Origin of the sequence: Streptomyces sp. NPDC098101 (assembly GCF_044760185.1) — a bacterium.
Lineage (GTDB): Bacteria > Actinomycetota > Actinomycetes > Streptomycetales > Streptomycetaceae > Streptomyces.
Genome location: NZ_JBIWAS010000002.1, coordinates 997137 through 1015651, shown reverse-complemented (window position 1 = coordinate 1015651; position 18515 = coordinate 997137). Strand labels below are relative to the sequence as shown.

The following is an 18515-nucleotide window of genomic DNA, read 5'->3' as shown; positions in this document are numbered from 1 at the left end:
GACTAGAGCGCGCCCTTCGTGGAGGGGAGGATGCCGGCGGCGCGGGGGTCGCGCTCGGAGGCGTAGCGCAGGGCGCGGGCGAGGGCCTTGAACTGGCACTCCACGATGTGGTGGGCGTTGCGCCCGTACGGGACGTGGATGTGCAGGGCGATCTGGGCCTGGGCGACGAAGGACTCGAAGATGTGCCGGGTCATCGTCGTGTCGTACGAGCCGATCATCGGCGCCATGTTCTCGGGCTCGGTGTGCACGAGGTACGGGCGGCCGGAGAGGTCGACGGTGACCTGGGCGAGCGACTCGTCCAGCGGGACGGTGCAGTTGCCGAAGCGGTAGATGCCGACCTTGTCGCCGAGGGCCTGCTTGAAGGCGGCGCCGAGGGCGAGGGCGGTGTCCTCGATGGTGTGGTGCGAGTCGATGTGCAGGTCGCCGTCGGTCTTGACGGTCAGGTCGAAGAGCCCGTGGCGGCCGAGCTGGTCGAGCATGTGGTCGTAGAAGCCGACCCCGGTCGACACGTCGACCTTCCCGGTGCCGTCGAGGTCGATCTCGACGACGACGGAGGTCTCCTTGGTGGTGCGCTCAACGCGGCCTACGCGGCTCATCGTTCCTGCTCCTTCATCAATTCACGGACCGCGTCGAGGAACGCGTCGTTCTCTTCGGGGGTGCCGGCGGTGACGCGCAGCCATCCCGGTACGCCGTTGTCCCGGACCAGGACGCCCCGGTCGAGGATCGCCCGCCAGGCGGCGTGGGTGTCGGGGAACTTCCCGAACTGCACGAAGTTGGCGTCGGACTCGGTGACCTCGTAGCCGATCGCCCGCAGTTCGGCGACGAGCCGGTCGCGCTCGGCCTTGAGCTGCTCGACGTACCCGAGGAGGGTGTCGGTGTGCTCCAGGGCGGCGAGCGCGGTGGCCTGGGTGACGGCGGAGAGGTGGTACGGCAGCCGGACCAGCTGCACGGCGTCGACCACGGCGGGGTGGGCGGCGAGGTAGCCGAGGCGGAGTCCGGCGGCGCCGAAGGCCTTGGACATGGTCCGCGAGACCACCAGGTTCGGGCGGCCCTCGATGAGGGGCAGCAGCGAGTCGCGGTGGCTGAACTCGACGTACGCCTCGTCCACGACGACCATCGACGGCTTGGCCGCCTGGGCCGCCTCGTACAGGGCGAGGACGGTGTCGGCCTCGACGGCGGTGCCGGTGGGGTTGTTGGGCGAGGTGACGAAGACGACGTCCGGGCGGTGCTCGGCGATCGCCTTCCGGGCGGCCGCCACGTCGATCGTGAAGTCCTCGTTCCGGGGCCCGGAGATCCAGCCGGTGCCGGTGCCCCGGGCGATCAGGGCGTGCATCGAGTACGAGGGCTCGAAGCCGATCGCGGTGCGGCCGGGGCCGCCGAAGGTCTGGAGGAGCTGCTGGAGGACCTCGTTGGAGCCGTTGGCCGCCCAGACGTTCTCGGCGGCGACCGGGTGTCCGCCGGTGCGGGTGAGGTAGCGGGCGAGCTCGGTGCGCAGCTCGACCGCGTCCCGGTCGGGGTAGCGGTTGAGGCCGCGGGCGGCCTCGGCGACCCGCTCCGCGATCCGGGCCACGAGCGGCTCGGGCAGCGGGTAGGGGTTCTCGTTGGTGTTGAGCTGGACGGGGACGTCGAGCTGGGGCGCGCCGTAGGGGGACTTGCCGCGCAGCTCGTCCCGGACGGGCAGGTCGTCGATTCCGGTCACCGCTGCGGCACCTTCCACTCGAAGCGGGCCTTGATCGCGGCGCCGTGGGCCGGCAGGTCCTCGGCCTCCGCGAGGGTGACCACGTGGTGGGCGACGTCCGCGAGGGCGTCGCGGGTGTAGTCCACGACGTGCACCCCGCGCAGGAAGGACTGCACGGAGAGGCCCGAGGAGTGGCAGGCGCAGCCGCCGGTGGGCAGGACGTGGTTGGAGCCGGCGCAGTAGTCGCCGAGCGAGACGGGGGACCAGGGGCCGACGAAGATCGCTCCGGCGTTGCGGACGCGGTCCGCGACGGCGGCGGCGTCGGCGGTCTGGACCTCCAGGTGCTCGGCGCCGTAGGCGTCGACGACCTTGAGGCCGTCGGCGAGGTCGCGGACGAGGACGATCGCGGACTGGCGGCCGGCCAGCGCCGGGACGATCCGGTCGTCGACGTGCTTGGAGGCGGCGACCTGGGTCTTCAGCTCGGCCTCGGTGGCCCCGGCCAGCTCCTCGGAGTCGGTGACGAGGACGGAGGCGGCCATCGGGTCGTGCTCGGCCTGGCTGATGAGGTCGGCGGCGACGTGGACGGGGTCGGCGGTGGAGTCCGCGAGGATCGCGATCTCGGTGGGTCCGGCCTCGGCGTCGATGCCGATGCGGCCCTTGAGGAGGCGCTTGGCGGCGGCCACGTAGATGTTGCCGGGGCCGGTGACCAGGTTGACGGGGGCGCAGCCGGGCTCGGCCCCGCGCGCTTCGGTGCCGTACGCGAACATGGCGACGGCCTGGGCGCCGCCGGCGGCGTAGACCTCGTCCACGCCGAGCAGGGCGCAGGCGGCCAGGATCGTCGGGTGCGGGAGGCCCCCGAAGTCCTTCTGCGGGGGCGAGGCGACGGCGACGCCCTCGACGCCGGCCTCCTGGGCCGGGACGACGTTCATCACGACGGAGGACGGGTAGACCGAGCGGCCGCCCGGCACGTACAGGCCGACGCGCTCGACGGGGATCCACTTCTCGGTGACGGTGCCGCCGGGGACGACCCGGGTGGTGTGGGTGGTGCGGCGCTGCTCGCGGTGGACGAGCCGGGCGCGCCGGACGGACTCCTCCAGGGCGGCGCGGACGGCCGGGTCGAGCTCGTCGAGGGCGCGGGCGAGCTCCTCGGCGGGGACGCGCAGGTTTGGGACCCGGACGCCGTCGAACTTCTCCCCGTAGTCGATCACCGCGGCCGCGCCATGATGCCGTACGTCCTCGCAGATCGGCCGCACCTTCTCCAGGGCGGCTTCCACGTCGAACTCGGCACGGGGCAGCAGGTCACGCAGGGCGGAACCCTCGGGGAGGGTCTCGCCGCGCAGATCGATTCGAGAGATCACGGGTCAATTCTCTCAGACGCCCCACGGCGCCGGACGCCCGTATCACTGGCTGATACACACCACAGTGGCGTCTTGTCGCCACTCCTGACCGTTAGCGTTCAGCCCGTCACACAGCGGGAAGAACGGCTGTACGAATCCACGAATCCCGGGAAGCGGAATCGTGGATGCGGATCGTGGAAAGCGAGGGGGCGGCAGTGACCGAGCCGCACGAGGACGGGATGCCGGACGGTCTCACGGATCCGGAGCGGGCCCTGTGGCACGCGTTCCGGGTGGGCAGGACGTGCGATCTGACGGAGGGGATCGCGGAGCGGGACGATCCGTTCGGGGCGTGGGAGTGGGGCGAGGAGCGGAGCGTCCGCGCCGAGGTGGTGGCGCTGCTGCTGCTCTCCGGGCCGGAGGCCAGGACCGGGCGGGTGGCCGCGCTGAAGCTGCGCGGGGCCAGGATCACGGGCGTCCTGGACCTGGCGGGCGGGACGATAGGGCCGTACGTGGAGCTGCAGGCCTGCCGGTTCGACGGCGAGGTGGCGGTGCCCGAGGCCCGGTTCGGCACCCTGCGGATGGTCGAGTGCGCGCTGCCGCGCCTGGAGGCGGCCCGGCTGCACACGGAGGGGGACCTGCACCTGCCGCGCTGCCGGGTGCGCTGGGGCATCCGTCTGACGGACGCCCAGATCGGCACGGACCTGCTGATCAACCAGATCCAGGTGTGGCCGGACCGGCGGGGGCGGGCGATCGCGGCGGACGGGATGGTGGTGGCGCAGGACCTCCAGGCCGAGCTGATCGAGACGTACGGCGAGGTGAGCCTGCGCGGGGCCCAGGTCGGGGTCTCGCTGAGCCTGCGGGGCAGCGTGCTGCGCGGGGCGCAGGGCCGCCGCGCGCTCAACGCGCCGCAGCTGACGGTCGAGCGCTCGCTCTATCTGAACGCGGCCTGGGTGTACGAGGGGACGGGCACCGCGGGACCGGTGCTCGGCTCGACGGCCACCCCGCCGTACGGGCTCACGCCCGCCCGGGGCACCCGGCGCAAGCCGGTCGAGTTCCACGGCGGGGTGCGGCTCGACGACGGGCGGTTCGGGGACGCGGTGGACCTGAAGCACGCCCGGTTCGTGCTCGACGGGGCGCGCCGGGAGGAGGTGTCGCTGCGCCGGATCGTCACCCCGGAGCTGCGGTTCAACGGCGAGCGCCCGGAGGAGGGCCGGGTGGTGCTCAACGGCGCCAAGATCGTCACGCTCATCGACCTGTGGAGCAGCTGGCCGGGGCCCGGCGGCCTGGCGATGGGCGGCTTCGTCTACGAGAACCTCGTGCCGTACGAGCGCTTCCCGCTGGCCCTGCGCCTGGAGTGGGTGGCGGCGGCGACCCCGGAGTACGCCCCCGAGCCGTACGAGCGCCTCGCGACGGTGCTGCGCAACAGCGGGGAGGACGCGGACGCCCGCGAGGTGCTGCTCGCCAAGCAGCGGCGCCGGCGGGAGACGCTGCCGCTGGCCGGGAAGCTCTGGGGGTACCTCCAGGACTGGACGGTGGCGTACGGCTACCGGCCGGGCCGGGCGGCGCTCTGGATGGCGGTGCTGTGGGCGGCGGGCACGGTGGCCTTCTCCCACTACCGGCCGGTGCCGCTGAAGGAGGACGAGGCGCCCGAGTGGAACGGCCCGCTGTACGCCCTCGACCTGCTGCTGCCGGTGATCAACCTCGGCCAGGACGGCTACTGGCGGCTCGAAGGCATGTGGCAGTGGGCGGCGGCGGTGCTGATCCTGCTGGGCTGGATCCTCGCGACGACGGTGGCGGCGGGTGCGACCCGGCTGCTGAGCAGGGGGTGAGGGGGCGCCCCCGGAGGGGTGGGCGCGGAGGGGTCTCCGCGTCGGGTCCGGGCGTGTGCGCCCGGCGTGTGGAAGCTGTCACGGAGGGGTGAGAAACCTGTCACGACCTGCTGGGACGGCTGCGGCGGCGGGCGGCGCCGGGGGACAATACGTCACGCCATGTCCTTGTTCCGCGCCCTGGTCGGCGCCGCCCGCTCGGCCCGGCACGCCCCGCGGCTCGCCGCCGGACTCGTGCCGGACGACGACGTGCTGCTCGACGCCCCCGACGAGCGGCTCGCCCCCGCCCTCGTCGCCGCCGCCCTCGCCGACCCCGAGCCCGCGGCGAAGCTGCTCGCCACCACCCGGGACGCCGCCGAGTGGGAGGACCGCGACCGGTACGTCACCCGGCTCGCCACCTTCGCGTACCGCAGGGACGAGTGGCTGTCCCGGTGGCTCTCCGCCGCGCCCCACGACCCGGACGCCCTCCTCGTCACGACGCATCTCGCCGTGCGCCGGGCCTGGGAGTCCCCGGCGCGGGCCGAGCGGCTGCGCGAGCTGGCCCCGCTGGTCCGGGAGGTCGCCGAGGCCTCGCCGCACGATCCGGTGCCGTGGCGGCTCGCCCTGGACCACGCGCGCGGGGCGCAGGCCGGGCCCGCCGTCTTCGAGTCGCTGTGGGAGCAGGCCGTGCGCCGGTCCCCGCACCACTACGGCTGCCACGTCGCGGCGCTGAAGTACCTCTCCGCCCAGGGGCACGGCTCGCGCCGCGCCGCCTTCGACTTCGCCGAGCGGGCGGCCGACGACGCCGCCCCGGACTCGCTCGTGCGGGCGCTGCCGGTGCGCGCCGCCCACGACGCGCTGCGGGTGCCGCCGGGGCAGGACGGGTCCGAGCCGCCGGCCGTGCTCGACCGGGCGGCGGACCGGGCCCTGGCCCTGTCGGCGGTGTTCCCGGTGGGCGACCCCTGGCCGGCCGGGGTCCGCAACCTGCTCGCGCACGTGCTGATGGAGCGGGGCCGCTGGGCGGAGGCGCGGGAGGAGTTCGGCCGGATCGGCCCCCACGCGACCTCCTTCCCCTGGGGGTCCGACCGGGACGCCGTACCGGGGGATCCGCTGCGCCGTTTCCTGGCCGCGCGAGACCGGACGCGGTTCGAACTGGCCCGCCGGACGCCCCTGTGGGCGTCCGGTCGCGGACGGGCCGGACGGGCCGGGCCCGGCGGCCATTAGGCTTGGCGGCTGTGACCACCGCCCGCCTGCCCCTCTTCCCCCTCAACACGGTGCTGTTCCCGGGTCTCGTGCTGCCGCTGAACGTCTTCGAGGAGCGTTATCGCGCCATGATGCGCGAGCTGCTCACCATCGACGACACGGAACCGCGCCGCTTCGTCGTCGTCGCGATCCGCGACGGCCGCGAGGTCGCGCCGACCGCGCCCGGGATGCCGGACCCGACGGCGCTGCCCGAGAAGGGTCCGGCGGCCGGTTTCGGCCCCGACCCGATCCAGTCCTTCCACCGGGTCGGCTGCGTCGCCGACGCGGCGAGCATCCGGGAGCGCGCCGACGGCAGCTTCGAGGTGATGAGCACCGGCACGACCCGGGTGAAGCTCCTCTCGGTCGACGCGAGCGGCCCGTTCCTGACGGCCGAGGTCGAGGACCTCCCGGAGGAGGCGGGCGAGGAGGCGGGCACGCTCGCCGAGGGGGTGCTGCGGGCCTTCCGGAGCTACCAGAAGCGGCTGGCGGGGGCCAAGGAGCGCTCGCTGACCACGAGCGAGCTGCCGGACGACCCGTCGGTGGTGTCGTACCTGGTCGCGGCGGCGGCGGTGCTCGACACGCCGTCGAAGCAGCGGCTGCTCCAGGCCCCGGACACGGCGACGCGGCTGCGCGAGGAGCTGACCCTGCTGCGCACGGAGACGGCGGTCATCCGGCACCTGCCGTCGCTGCCGGCGGTGGACCTGACACAGGCCCCGACGTACCCGAACTGAGCCGGCCGGACCCCGGCCGGGGCGGAAGCGGCGCGGAAGAAGCAGCGAGGAAGAGCGCGTGGCGAAGAAGCAGAGGAAGAACGCCGGGGGCACTCCGGCGACGGTGGCCCTGACGGCGGCCGGCACGCCGTTCACCGTGCACGCCTACGAGCACGACCCGGCCTCCCCCTCGTACGGCGAGGAGGCGGCGGAGGCCCTGGGCGTCTCCCCCGACCGGGTGTTCAAGACGCTGGTGGCGGACGTCGACGGCGAGCTGACGGTCGCGGTGGTCCCGGTGGCGGGCCGGCTGGACCTGAAGGCGCTGGCCTCGGCGGTCGGCGGCAAGCGCGCGACGATGGCCGACCCGGCGGCGGCGGAGCGCACCACGGGCTACGTGCGGGGCGGCATCTCCCCGCTGGGGCAGCGCAAGCGGCTCCGTACGGTCCTCGACTCCTCGGCCTCGGAGCACGCGACGATCTGCGTGTCGGCGGGGCGGCGCGGCCTGGAGGTGGAGCTCTCCCCCGCCGATCTCGCCGCCCTCACCTCGGCGGTGGTGGCCCCGGTCGGCCGCGCCTGACCGGGGGCCGGTGCCTCAGAGCGCCTGCGGCCGCTCCCAGGGGTCCGGGTCGCGCGGGCCGAAGGCGGCCGTCAGGGCCAGGTGCGCGATCATCGCCGCGAGCGGCCAGGCGAGGAGCGCGGCGATCCCCAGGTTCAGTTCGAGCGGGGCCTCGAAGGTGACGTTGGGACCGACCGCCTTCGCGTGGGCGACCACGTCCGAGGTCGGGCCGAAGTGCGTGCCGACGCCCCAGGCGAGCAGCGAGCCCAGGATGCCGCCGGCGGCCAGACCGAGCACCAGCGGGACCCCGCCCCGGCGGCGCAGCAGGAAGACGACGAGGCCGGCGACCGCGCCGAAGGCCAGGGCGAGGAGGACGAACGTGCCGTCCGCGCCGATCGCGGACTCCCCCTCGGAGTTCCGCAGGTAGACGCCCTTGCCGTCCGAGACGAGCAGGACGCGGGGGGCCAGGTTCAGCCACAGCACTCCGAGCAGCGCTCCCGCGACCGCCGAGACGGCGGTCACCAGAACGCCCTGGATGACCTCGGCCGCCGTGATCGGGTCGCCGGCCGGGCCGGGCGTCGGCGGGGGCGGCGGGGGCCAGTCGGGGTCGTGCGGCTGCGGCTGGTGAGGCGGAGTCAGAGGTGCGGTCACCCCGCCATCGTGCCAGGTGTGCCCGTGCCCCGCCTCAGCGGACGGCGGCCTTTCGGTACGCCCACGTGGCGACGGCGAGCGAGACCGCGCCGACCGCGCCGCAGACGGCGAGGTCGCGGACGACGGCCGCCCAGTCGGGGTGCGGGTCGAAGGTGCGGGCCAGGGCCTCCACCCCGTACGTCGACGGCAGCAGGTCCCGCGCCCAGCCGATGGGGCCGGGCATCCGCTCCGCCGGGAGCACGCCGAGGAGCAGCGCCGCCGACATGCCGAGCTGGCCCAGGAGGGTGGCCAGCTCCGGCCGGGGGGCGAGCAGCCCGAGGGCCGCGCCGAGGCCCGCGAGGGCGGCGCCGGAGAGCGGGACGACGGCGACGAGGATCCACAGGTGGGTCAGCGGGAGGCCGAAGAGGAGGGAGCCCGCGACGGCGGTGACGGCGGTCCCGGGGACGGTGAAGGAGGCGTACGCCCCGGCCGCGCCGAGCACGACGGCGGCGGGCGGCACCGGCAGGGTGGCGTAGTGGTCGAGGCCGCCGCTGGCCCGCAGCTGCCCGAAGTACTGGGCGAGCAGGTTGAGCGCGACGAAGGCGACGACGAGGACGGTGGAGCCGGCCACGACGGCGCGCGCCTCGGAGCCGCCGTCGACGACCCCGCGCATCAGGACCATGATCCCGACGGACTGGAAGGTGGCGACGAAGAGCAGCGGGATGCGGGCGACGCGGGCCCGGGAGAGCTGGGCGCGGTAGACGGCGGCCAGGGACGGCAGCAGCCGGGCGCGCGGGGCGAGGGGCGCGGCGGCCTCGTCCTCGCGCGGCCGGACGCGCGGCGCGCGGGTCGGCAGGGCCTCGGCGGGCACGGTGCTCACTGCGGACAGCTCCTGACGGTCACGTGCGGAACGCGGTGCCCTCCGGGGGTGGGGGGGGACGCGTACGGGAGGCGGGGCGCGCGGGGGGCCGCGCACGGGAGGCGGCTGCCGCCGGGGGCGGGGCGGGTCATCCCTTCACCAGCCCCTCCGCGCCCTTCGGCGCCCCGCCGAGGGCGAGGTAGACGTCCTCCAGGCTGGGCGTGGCGAGGGTGAAGTCGTCGAGGGCGGCGAAGGCGGCGCCGCCGGTGACGGTGGCGACGGCCGCGCGGGCCGCGTCGGGGGCGAGCCGCAGGGTCCAGCGCCGTCCGGTCTCCTGGGCGAGGCCGCGCAGGGCGGCGACCTCGGGCAGGTGGAGGGGGGCGGTCTCGCGCCACACCAGTTCGACGCGGACCTCGCCCGCGACGCGCTCCTTGAGCCCGGCCGGGGTGTCACAGGCGATGACCCGGCCGTGTTCGAGGACGGCGACCCGGTCGAGGACGGTCTCGGCCTCGATGACGTTGTGGGTGACGAGCAGCACGGTGGTGCCGTGCTCGGCGCGCCGCCGGTCGACGGCGGCCCAGACGGCGCGGCGGGCGACCGGGTCCATGCCGGTGGTGGGCTCGTCGAGGACGAGGACGGGCCGCCGGCCGACGAGGGCGGCGGCGACGCAGGCGAGGCGCCGCTGTCCGCCGGAGAGCTTCTTGAGGGGCCGGGAGGCGAGCGCGGTGAGGCCGAGCTCCTCCAGGACGGCGTCGCGCTCGGCGCGCGCGTCGCGGGCGGCGAGGCCGCGCAGCCGGCCGGTGGTCTCGGCGGCGAGGGCGACGGTCAGCTCGTCGAGGGCGGTGGACTCCTGCCCGAGGTGGGCCAGGAGGCGGGACGCCCGCTCGGGGTGGCGCACCAGGTCGTGGCCGAGGAGCTCGACGGAGCCGGAGTCGGGCCGCATGAGCCCCGTCACCTGCCGGACGAGGGTGGACTTGCCCGCCCCGTTGGGCCCGAGCAGCCCGAAGATCTCGCCGCCGCGCACGTCGAGGCTGATCCCGTCGGTGGCCCGCACCTCGGGGGTCGCCGGCGCACCGCGCCCGCCGCGCGTGGCGGGGTACGTCTTGACCAGATCCCGCACCGCGCACACCGTACTCACGGAGGAAGAGCCTACGGGGTCGCCGGGCCCGCTCCGGGCGCGGGGGCGTGTTCGGCGGCGGCGCGGACGTCGATCTCCCGCCAGAAACCGGCCCGGATCGCGTACCGGTCGTGCTCGTCGATCTGGTCGTCCTTGTGGGCGAGGAGGCCGAAGCGGGCCGCGTAGCGGAGGAGTTCGCCGTCGATGCGGTGCGGGATGCGGGGGTAGAGGGTGGAGAGCTTCTGGACGTGGCTCTGCTCCGGGAGGCGTTCCATCCAGCGGCGGGCGAACACCTGCCCGACCTCGAAGGGGTCGCCGCCGACGGTGGTGATGTCCTCCTCGCGGTCGGCCCAGCGCTGCTCGGCGCTGGTGAGCGCGGCGAGGGTGGGCAGGGAGGCGGTCTCGGCCGGTTCGCCGAGGGGGGCGGGGCGCTCGACCCAGCCCCGGTCGGAGGACCAGCGGAGCGCGCTGGCGCTCTGCGGCGCGGCGGAGGCGTGGACGCCGTGGGTGCCGTGGGCGGCGGGGCCGCGCAGTCCCGCGAGGTCCTTGGGGGTGGGGACCCCCCTGCTCTGGGCCGGGGCGCGCCCGTTCTCCCCGGCGCGGTCGTGGCCGTGGGCGTGGTCGTGTCCGTCGTCGGCGGGGGCGGAGCCGTTCGCCTCGGCCGGGGCCGCGCTCCCGTTCCGTACGGCCGCGGCCTCCGCCGCCCGTTCGGCGGAGGCGGCGAGGGCGGCCTCGGGCAGCGGCGCGGAGAGGATCGCGGCGATCTCGGGGCGCGGGGCCGGCGGGGGCGCGCAGAGCCCGGTGAGGTCCTTGGCGCGGACGGCGCGGGTGATCCAGGCCCGGTCGAGGACCCGCCGCTCGTCGGCCTCGGCGACGAGGTCCTCGGACTGGTTGTAGTCGCCGTCGGCGGCCTGGACGGCCCAGAGGTGGACGGCGACGCCGTGCTCCTTGGCGGACATGAGGCCGGGCAGCAGGTCGCCGTCGCCGGTGACGAGGACGATGTCGGAGCAGGCCCTGTTCCGGGCGAGCTCGGTCAGCTCGGTGTGCATGGCCGCGTCGACGCCCTTCTGCGCCCAGCGCCCGTCGCTCCTGGTCAGGGCGCCGAGCCGGACGGTGACCCGGGGCATCACGCGCAGTCTGCGGTGCTCGGGCTGGGGCACCCGGTCGGGCGCGCCGTCGAACCAGTAGATCCGCAGGAGGGGCAGCGCGGTCTCGGCCTCGGCCCGCTGCCGCAGCTGCTGGATCAGCGCGGCGTGGTCGACCGTGATCCGGGACCGGGCCGGTTCCCCGGCGAGGAGACTGGCGGCGGCGCCCAGCAGGTAGCCGGCGTCCACCAGGACGACGCAGCGGTCCACGTGTTCCACCCTCTTTCGGCCCTGGGGGTCGGACTCGGGATCGGAAGTTGCTCCGGGTTTCCTTCGAGTCTGCCCGACCGCCGGTGGCTTGACGGTCGGAACTGGATCATCGGCGTGGCGAATGTCCTGCTCGGCGGGGCACTGACGCTCCGTAATGATCCAAAATGCGGCGGTTCACACCGTATGTGAGTCTGACAGCGGCCCTGGCCCCTAATTCCCTTGAGGAGGCATCACCATGGCCAAGAACCGGAACCAGAACCGTAGCCAGAAGCAGCAGTCCCCGGCCGAGCGCGGCGCCCAGCAGGCGCAGCAGTCGGCGATGGAGTCCGAGGCCGCGCAGCGCGCGTCCCAGGTCCTCCCGAGCGACGTCGCCCGCAAGGGCCGCCAGAAGCGCTTCGGCCACAACTGACGGCTTTCGCGTACGGCAAAGGGGCGCGCCCGTGACGACGGGCGCGCCCCTTGCGCGTGCGGACGGGACGGGGTCAGCCGGCCAGGCAGGACGGGCCGAGCAGCACCTTCAGGTCGCCGAAGAGCGCCGGGTCGGCCGTCACCCGGTGCCGGTCGAGCCGCAGCACGGTGGTCTTGCGCGGGCCCTGGAGCCGGATCCGCACCTCGGTGTTGCCCTTGTGGTGCTTGAGGATCTCGCCGAGCCTGCTGACCATCGGCGGGGTCACCTTGACCGTGGGGATGGTGAGGATCACCGGCGCGTTGGTCCCGGCGTTCGACAGGTCGGGGACCTGGAGTTCCATGGCGACGAGCCGGGGCACGTCCTCGCGCTTGTCGAGCCGGCCCTTGACGAAGACGACCGTGTCCTCGACGAGCTGGGTGGAGACCAGCTGGTAGGTGGCCGGGAAGAACATGCACTCGATGGAGCCGGCCAGGTCCTCGACGGTGGCGATGGCCCAGGCGTTGCCCTGCTTGGTCATCTTGCGCTGGAGGCCGGAGATGATGCCGCCGATGGTGACGACCGCGCCGTCGCCGTGCTCGCCGCCGGTGAGCTGGGAGATCGCCGCGTCCGTCTTGTCGGACAGGACGTGCTCGATGCCGAAGAGCGGGTGGTCGGAGACGTAGAGGCCGAGCATCTCGCGCTCCTGGGCGAGCAGGTAGGACTTCTCCCACTCGACGTCGGAGAACTCGACGTCCAGGCCGAAGCCGGGCTCGTCGCTGGTCTCCTCGCCCATGCCGCCGAAGAGGTCGAACTGCCCCTCGGCCTCCTTGCGCTTGACCGCGACCACGTTGTCGATCATGGGTTCGTGGTGGGCGACCAGGCCCTTGCGGGTGTGGCCCATCTCGTCGAAGGCGCCGGCCTTGATCAGCGACTCGACGGTCCGCTTGTTGCAGACGACGGCCTCGACCTTGTCGAGGAAGTCGGGGAAGGAGGAGTACTTCCCCTTGGACTTGCGGGTCTTGATGATCGACTCGACGACGTTGGTGCCGACGTTGCGGACGGCGGTGAGGCCGAAGAGGATCACGTCGTCGCCCTGGGCGGCGAAGTTCGACTGGGACTCGTTGACGTTGGGCGGCAGCACCTTGATGCCCATGCGCCGGCACTCGTTCAGGTAGACGGCGGACTTGTCCTTGTCGTCCTTGACCGAGGTGAGGAGCCCCGCCATGTACTCGGCCGGGTGGTTGGCCTTGAGGTAGGCGGTCCAGTAGGAGACCAGGCCGTACGCGGCGGAGTGCGCCTTGTTGAAGGCGTAGCCGGCGAAGGGGACCAGGACGTCCCAGAGGGACTGGATGGCCTCGTCGCTGTAGCCGTTCTTCCGGGCGCCGGCCTGGAAGATGGTGAAGTTCTTCGCCAGCTCCTCGGGCTTCTTCTTGCCCATCACGCGGCGGAGGATGTCGGCCTCGCCGAGCGAGTACCCGGCGATGATCTGGGCGGCCTTCTGGACCTGCTCCTGGTAGACGATGAGGCCGTAGGTGACCGCGAGCACCTCTTCGAGCGGCTTCTCCAGCTCGGGGTGGATCGGGGTGATCTCCTGCTGCTTGTTCTTGCGCAGGGCGTAGTTCGTGTGCGAGTTCATGCCCATCGGGCCCGGCCGGTACAGGGCGGACACGGCGGAGATGTCTTCGAAGTTGTCGGGCTTCATCAGCCGGAGCAGCGAGCGCATGGGGCCGCCGTCGAACTGGAAGACGCCGAGGGTGTCGCCGCGCTGGAGCAGTTCGAAGGTCTTCGGGTCGTCGAGCGGCAGGGCGAGCAGGTCGAGGTCGATGCCCTTGTTCGCCTTCACCATCTTGACGGCGTCGTCCATGATGGTGAGGTTGCGCAGGCCCAGGAAGTCCATCTTCAGGAGGCCGAGCGACTCGCACTGCGGGTAGTCCCACTGCGTGATGGTGACGCCGTCGGTGTGCCGCACCCAGATCGGGGCGTGGTCGACGATCGGCTCGCTGGACATGATCACGCCGGCGGCGTGCACGCCCATCTGCCGGACCAGGCCCTCGACGCCCCGGGCGGTGTCGATGACCTTCTTCACGTCGGGCTCGTTCTCGTACATCGCCCGGATCTCGCCCGCCTCGCTGTAGCGCGGGTGGGAGGGGTTGGTGATGCCGTCGAGGTCGATGCCCTTGCCGAGGACGTCGGCGGGCATGGCCTTGGTGAGCCGGTCGCCCATGGCGTACGGGTAGCCGAGGACGCGCGCGGAGTCCTTGATGGCGTTCTTGGCCTTGATCTTGCCGTAGGTGCCGATCATGGCGACCTTGTCGGAGCCGTACTTCTCCGTGACGTACCGGATCACCTCGACGCGCCGGCGCTCGTCGAAGTCGATGTCGACGTCGGGCATGGAGATGCGCTCGGGGTTGAGGAAGCGCTCGAAGATCAGTCCGTGCGGGATGGGGTCGAGGTCGGTGATGCCCATGGCGTACGCGACGATCGAGCCGGCCGCGGAGCCACGGCCGGGGCCCACGGCGATGCCCTGCTTCTTCGCCCACATGATGAAGTCGGCGACGACGAGGAAGTAGCCGGGGAAGCCCATCGAGATGATGGTGTCCATCTCGTACTCGACCTGCTTCATGCGGTCCTCGGGGATGCCGCCGGGGAAGCGGCGGTGCATCCCGCGCATGGTCTCCTCGCGGAACCAGGTGACCTCGGTGTAGCCCTCGGGGATGTCGAACTTCGGCATGAGGTTCTTGGCCTCGAACATGCCGGTGGTGTCGACCTGCTCGGCGACCAGGAGGGTGTTGCGGCAGCCCTCCTGCCAGGCGTCCGAGGAGTCGACGGCGTACATCTCGTCCGTGGACTTCAGGTAGTAGCCGGTGCCGTCGAACTTGAAGCGGTCCGGGTCGGAGAGGTTCTTGCCGGTCTGGATGCAGAGCAGGGCGTCGTGGGCGGTCGCCTCGTGCGCGTAGGTGTAGTGCGAGTCGTTGGTGACGAGCGGCGGGATGCCGAGCTTCTTGCCGATCTCCAGGAGTCCGTCGCGGACCCGGTGCTCGATCTCGATGCCGTGGTCCATCAGCTCCAGGAAGTACCGGTCCTTGCCGAAGATGTCCTGGTACTCGGAGGCGGACTTCAGGGCCTCGTCGAACTGGCCGAGGCGCAGCCGGGTCTGGAGCTCGCCGGAGGGGCAGCCGGTGGAGGCGATCAGGCCCTCGGACCACTGGGAGATGGTCTCCTTGTCCATCCGGGGCCACTTCTGGAGCCAGCCCTCGGCGTAGGCGTCGGAGGAGAGCCGGAAGAGGTTGTGGAGTCCGGTGGCGTTCGCCGCCCAGATCGTCTTGTGGGTGTAACCGCCGGAGCCGGAGACGTCGTCCCGCTTCTGGTGCGGCTGGCCCCACTGGATCTTCCGCTTGTTCCGCCGGGACTCGGGGGCGACGTACGCCTCGATGCCGATGATCGGCGTGACCCCGGCCTTCTTGGCCGTGTGGAAGAAGTCGTACGCCCCGTGCAGGTTGCCGTGGTCGGACATGGCGATGTGCGTCATGCCCATCTCGTTGCACGCGTCGAACATGTCCTTCAGCCGCGCGGCACCGTCCAGCAGCGAGTACTGGGTGTGGACGTGGAGGTGCGTGAAGGGCGGCTTGGTCACGGCGGGAGGCCTCCGGGAACGACGACGGGCAGGCTGCGGGCAGGCTGCGGGGGACGGTGTCGGAGTCTAGTCGGGCGGGAGGGTCGGGCGGGGCACTCGGGGGCTAGGGTCGCGCGTTGGAGGACGGGGAACGCCTGTCCCTTTTGTCGTGAACACTCTGCGCGCACGTCCCGTACCAGGAGGCATCCCGATGTCGGTCCCCCAGCCCACCGCCGCCGAGCGCGGTGAGCACGTCCTCGCCGTCTTCGACACCGCCTTCGGCGAGCTGCTCGCCGCCGACCCGGCGGCCTTCCGGGTCAAGTTCCGGAAGATGGCCGGATCCGCCTTCGCCTTCTACCGGGGCACCGCCTGCCTGTTCTACTCCGACCTGGAGCGGGAGGCGGACGGCGGGCCGTACCTGGACGGGCGCACCGGCCGGGTCTGGATACACGGCGACCTGCACGCCGAGAACTTCGGCACGTACATGGACGCCAACGGGCGCCTGGTCTTCAACGTCAACGACTTCGACGAGGCCTACGTGGGCCCCTTCACCTGGGACCTGAAGCGGCTCGCGGCCTCGCTCGCCCTGATCGGCTACGCCAAGGCGCTCAGCGACGGGCAGATCACCGAGCTGGTGCGGATCTGCGCCGCCGCCTACCGGGAGCGGATCCACGCCCTGGCGACCGGCGCCGAGGACGACGAGGCGCCCGGCTTCACCCTGGGGACCGCCGCCGGGCCGCTGCTCGGCGCCCTGCGCCGGGCCCGGTCGCTGACCCGCTTCGGGCTGCTCGACTCGATGACCGAGATCCGGGACTTCGAGCGCCGCTTCTCGGCGGGCGGCGGCGCGATCGCGCTGGACGCGGACACCCGCCGCGAGGTCCTGGCGGCCTTCGAGGGCTATCTGGGGACCCTGCCGGAGTCCAGCCTGGCCCGCCCCGACTCGTACCGGGTGAAGGACGTGGTCGGGCGGCGCGGGATCGGCATCGGCTCGGCCGGCCTCCCCTCGTACAACATCCTCCTGGAGGGCAACAGCGACGCCCTGGAGAACGACGTCGTGATCTACCTCAAGCAGGCGCAGACCCCGGCGGTCTCCCGGCACGTGACGGACCCGGCGGTGCGGGACTACTTCCGGCACGAGGGGCACCGGACCGTGATCTCGCAGCGGGCGCTCCAGGCGCACGCGGACCCCTGGCTGGGGTGGACGGAGCTGGGCGGCGCCGGGCAGCTGGTGGCGGAGGTCTCGCCGTACGCGGTGGACCTGGACTGGTCGGACATCGACGACCCGGCCGAGATCGCGGCGACCGTGGCGGACCTGGGCCGGGCGACGGCGACCATGCACGCGGCGGCGGACGACTCCAGCGGCCACTCGCTCGTGCCGTTCTCGACGGAGCGGGCCATCGACGCGGCGATCGGCGACGACGGGGAGGGCTTCGCGGAGCTGCTCGTGGACTTCGCGCACGCCTACGGGGCCCGCGCCCGGGCGGACCACCAGATCTTCGTGGACCTCTTCCGCAACGGCCGGATCCCGGGGCTCCGGGGCCCCGGGGAGGCGTCCACAGCTTCCCTTTAGGGACCCCTTACGCGCCCCCGTGGGACACTCCTGGGCGATGGACATGGCAGGGACGCAGCTGAGGGCGCTGCGGGCGGCGTTCTTCACGGCACTGGTCGTGGCGCTGTCCGTGGCGTCCCACGTGCTGCTCTCGGGCGTGCCGCTGCCGGCCGGGACGGTCGCCCCGGTCGCCGCCGGGGTCTTCGCCGTGGCGTACGCGCTGGCCGGCCGCGAGCGCGGCCTCGGCCCGATCGCCGGGCTCCTGGTCCCGCTGGAGCTGGCGGCCGACACGCTCTTCACCAGCGGCCAGGCGGTCTGTTACGGCCCCGCCGGCGGCCCGGTCGCCGGGTCGCTGCGCGCGGTGGGCGTGGAGGTCTTCTGCGGCGGCGCCGTGGGGGCTCCGCTGCCCGGCGTGGCGACCCCGGAGGGCGGGCACGCGGCCGCGCTCCTCTCCTCCCCCGACCCGGCGCTGCCGTGGCTGCTGCTCCTGGCCCACGTGGGCGTCGGGTTCTCGGCGGCGTGCTGGCTGCGCGGCGGGGAGCGGGCGCTCGCCCGGCTGGTCCGCGCGGTGGAGGCCTTCGCGTTCCGGCCGCTGCTGCTCGTGGCGGCCTTCTTCCGTACGGGTGGTCCGGTGCCCCGGCGCACCGGGCGTCCCGGGGACCTGCCCCGGTCCTCGCGCACCCGGCTCCTCGTGCACTCCGTGGGGCGGCGGGGGCCGCCGCGTCCGGGTCTCGCTCTCGTCTGAGCGAGCCCTCGCGGCCCCTTCCCCCCTTTTCACGGATTCCCACGGAGAGAACGATCATGAGTGCACGCAACAGCAAGGCCAACAAGGCGGCGGCCCGCGAGCGGCTGCGCGAGGAGCGCGAGCGGCAGGCGAAGAAGGACCGGGCGCGCCGGCAGCTCGTCGTGGCCGGCTCGGCCGTCGCCGTCCTGGCCGTCGCCGGCGGCGTCGGCTACGCGGTGGTGCAGGCCAACAAGCCCTCCCACTGGGAGGCGGCGGCCGAGGCGACGACCGTCACGGCCCCGAAGAACACCTCGGGCGCGAACGGCACGACGGTCGTCGTCGGCAAGGCGTCCGCGAAGAAGACCCTGGAGCTGTACGAGGACTCGCGCTGTCCGGTCTGCGCGACCTTCGAGCAGGCCGTGGGCCCCACGGTCGAGAAGGACGTCGAGGCCGGCAAGTACAAGATCCGGTACGTCGGCGCCACCTTCATCGACGACGCCGTCCCGGGCGAGGGTTCGAAGAACGCGCTCTCGGCGCTCGGCGCGGCCCTGGACGTGAGCCCGGAGGCCTTCCTCACGTACAAGTCCGCGCTCTACTCCGCGAAGTTCCACCCGGAGGAGAACGACGACAAGTTCGCCAAGGACTCCTACCTCCTGGAGGTCGCGGAGTCGGTCCCGGCGCTCAAGGGCAACGCCGCGTTCAAGAAGAACGTCGAGGAGGGCACCTTCGACGCCTGGGCGATGAAGATGAACAAGGCCTTCGACGACAGCGGGGTGAAGGGCACCCCGACGCTGAAGATGGACGGCAAGCCCGTGACGGTCCAGGGCACCGACAACCCGCCGATGACTCCGGAGGAGTTCACGACGGCGATCACGACGGCCCTCAAGGGCTGACGCCCCCCGCCGCTCCGAGGGCGCCTTCCCCTCCCCGACGACGCCCTCCCGGCCCCGGA

General features: G+C 73.2%; 16 protein-coding genes. 8 read left to right on the top strand and 8 right to left on the bottom strand.

The genetic code is table 11. The features are described 5' to 3' along the window. Positions 1–2: 2 nt before the first annotated feature. The 3 genes from hisB to hisD are packed head-to-tail and all read right to left on the bottom strand — an operon-like array spanning position 3 to position 3036. Positions 3–596, bottom strand: coding sequence for an imidazoleglycerol-phosphate dehydratase HisB (hisB, locus tag ACIQVI_RS11605; RefSeq protein WP_030205445.1), 594 nt, complete (start codon positions 594–596; stop codon positions 3–5). Next, positions 593–1699 (bottom strand): histidinol-phosphate transaminase, encoded by a 1107-nt coding sequence (locus tag ACIQVI_RS11600; RefSeq protein ID WP_351970501.1) that lies wholly within the window; start codon positions 1697–1699, stop codon positions 593–595. The genes hisB and ACIQVI_RS11600 overlap by 4 nt, the downstream gene beginning before the upstream one ends. Then, positions 1696–3036: a histidinol dehydrogenase gene (hisD, locus tag ACIQVI_RS11595; RefSeq protein ID WP_403594047.1), complete on the bottom strand. Its 1341-nt coding sequence runs from the start codon at positions 3034–3036 to the stop codon at positions 1696–1698. Before hisD ends, ACIQVI_RS11600 begins: the two co-directional genes overlap by 4 nt. A 194-nt stretch (positions 3037–3230) precedes the next feature. Here hisD and ACIQVI_RS11590 point away from each other — a divergent pair, with 194 nt between their 5' ends. From ACIQVI_RS11590 to ybaK, 4 genes are all read left to right on the top strand, one after another. Next, on the top strand, positions 3231–4844 hold the full coding sequence (locus ACIQVI_RS11590) for an oxidoreductase (protein WP_351970503.1): 1614 nt from the start codon (positions 3231–3233) through the stop codon (positions 4842–4844). A 159-nt stretch (positions 4845–5003) separates the two neighbouring features. After that, a complete protein-coding gene (locus ACIQVI_RS11585) occupies positions 5004–6044 on the top strand; it encodes a hypothetical protein (protein WP_351970504.1) in 1041 nt (346 codons plus the stop codon). An 11-nt stretch (positions 6045–6055) separates the two neighbouring features. Continuing rightward, a complete protein-coding gene (locus ACIQVI_RS11580; protein WP_351970505.1) occupies positions 6056–6793 on the top strand; it encodes an LON peptidase substrate-binding domain-containing protein in 738 nt (245 codons plus the stop codon). Positions 6794–6851: 58 nt separating this feature from the next. Further along, positions 6852–7349 carry a Cys-tRNA(Pro) deacylase gene (gene ybaK, locus ACIQVI_RS11575; protein ID WP_403594042.1) on the top strand — a complete coding sequence of 166 codons (498 nt, stop codon included), beginning with the start codon at positions 6852–6854 and terminating at the stop codon, positions 7347–7349. Between the two features lie 15 nt (positions 7350–7364). Here the strand turns inward: ybaK and ACIQVI_RS11570 are convergent, their stop codons facing one another. From ACIQVI_RS11570 to ACIQVI_RS11555, 4 genes are all read right to left on the bottom strand, one after another. Beyond that, positions 7365–7979, bottom strand: a complete 615-nt coding sequence (locus tag ACIQVI_RS11570; protein ID WP_351970507.1) for a DUF2567 domain-containing protein — start codon at positions 7977–7979, stop codon at positions 7365–7367. A 34-nt stretch (positions 7980–8013) separates the two neighbouring features. Further along, positions 8014–8838: an ABC transporter permease gene (locus ACIQVI_RS11565; protein ID WP_403594039.1), complete on the bottom strand. Its 825-nt coding sequence runs from the start codon at positions 8836–8838 to the stop codon at positions 8014–8016. 127 nt (positions 8839–8965) lie between these two features. Beyond that, on the bottom strand, positions 8966–9946 hold the full coding sequence (locus tag ACIQVI_RS11560; RefSeq protein ID WP_351970514.1) for an ABC transporter ATP-binding protein: 981 nt from the start codon (positions 9944–9946) through the stop codon (positions 8966–8968). Between the two features lie 20 nt (positions 9947–9966). Continuing rightward, positions 9967–11298 carry an NYN domain-containing protein gene (locus tag ACIQVI_RS11555; RefSeq protein WP_403594036.1) on the bottom strand — a complete coding sequence of 444 codons (1332 nt, stop codon included), beginning with the start codon at positions 11296–11298 and terminating at the stop codon, positions 9967–9969. A gap of 226 nt (positions 11299–11524) precedes the next feature. Here ACIQVI_RS11555 and ACIQVI_RS11550 point away from each other — a divergent pair, with 226 nt between their 5' ends. Continuing rightward, positions 11525–11698 carry a hypothetical protein gene (locus ACIQVI_RS11550; protein WP_403594033.1) on the top strand — a complete coding sequence of 58 codons (174 nt, stop codon included), beginning with the start codon at positions 11525–11527 and terminating at the stop codon, positions 11696–11698. 73 nt (positions 11699–11771) lie between these two features. Here the strand turns inward: ACIQVI_RS11550 and dnaE are convergent, their stop codons facing one another. Next, positions 11772–15311, bottom strand: a complete 3540-nt coding sequence (gene dnaE, locus ACIQVI_RS11545; RefSeq protein WP_351970509.1) for a DNA polymerase III subunit alpha — start codon at positions 15309–15311, stop codon at positions 11772–11774. Between the two features lie 190 nt (positions 15312–15501). Here dnaE and ACIQVI_RS11540 point away from each other — a divergent pair, with 190 nt between their 5' ends. From ACIQVI_RS11540 to ACIQVI_RS11530, 3 genes are read left to right on the top strand one after another with little or no spacing between them, the layout of a single operon-like run. Then, a complete protein-coding gene (locus ACIQVI_RS11540) occupies positions 15502–16860 on the top strand; it encodes a DUF2252 domain-containing protein (RefSeq protein ID WP_351970510.1) in 1359 nt (452 codons plus the stop codon). A 37-nt stretch (positions 16861–16897) separates the two neighbouring features. Next, complete coding sequence (locus tag ACIQVI_RS11535; RefSeq protein WP_403594030.1) at positions 16898–17584, top strand: hypothetical protein; 687 nt, start codon at positions 16898–16900, stop codon at positions 17582–17584. 56 nt (positions 17585–17640) lie between these two features. Continuing rightward, positions 17641–18456, top strand: a complete 816-nt coding sequence (locus ACIQVI_RS11530) for a DsbA family protein (protein ID WP_351970512.1) — start codon at positions 17641–17643, stop codon at positions 18454–18456. Positions 18457–18515: the final 59 nt, after the last annotated feature.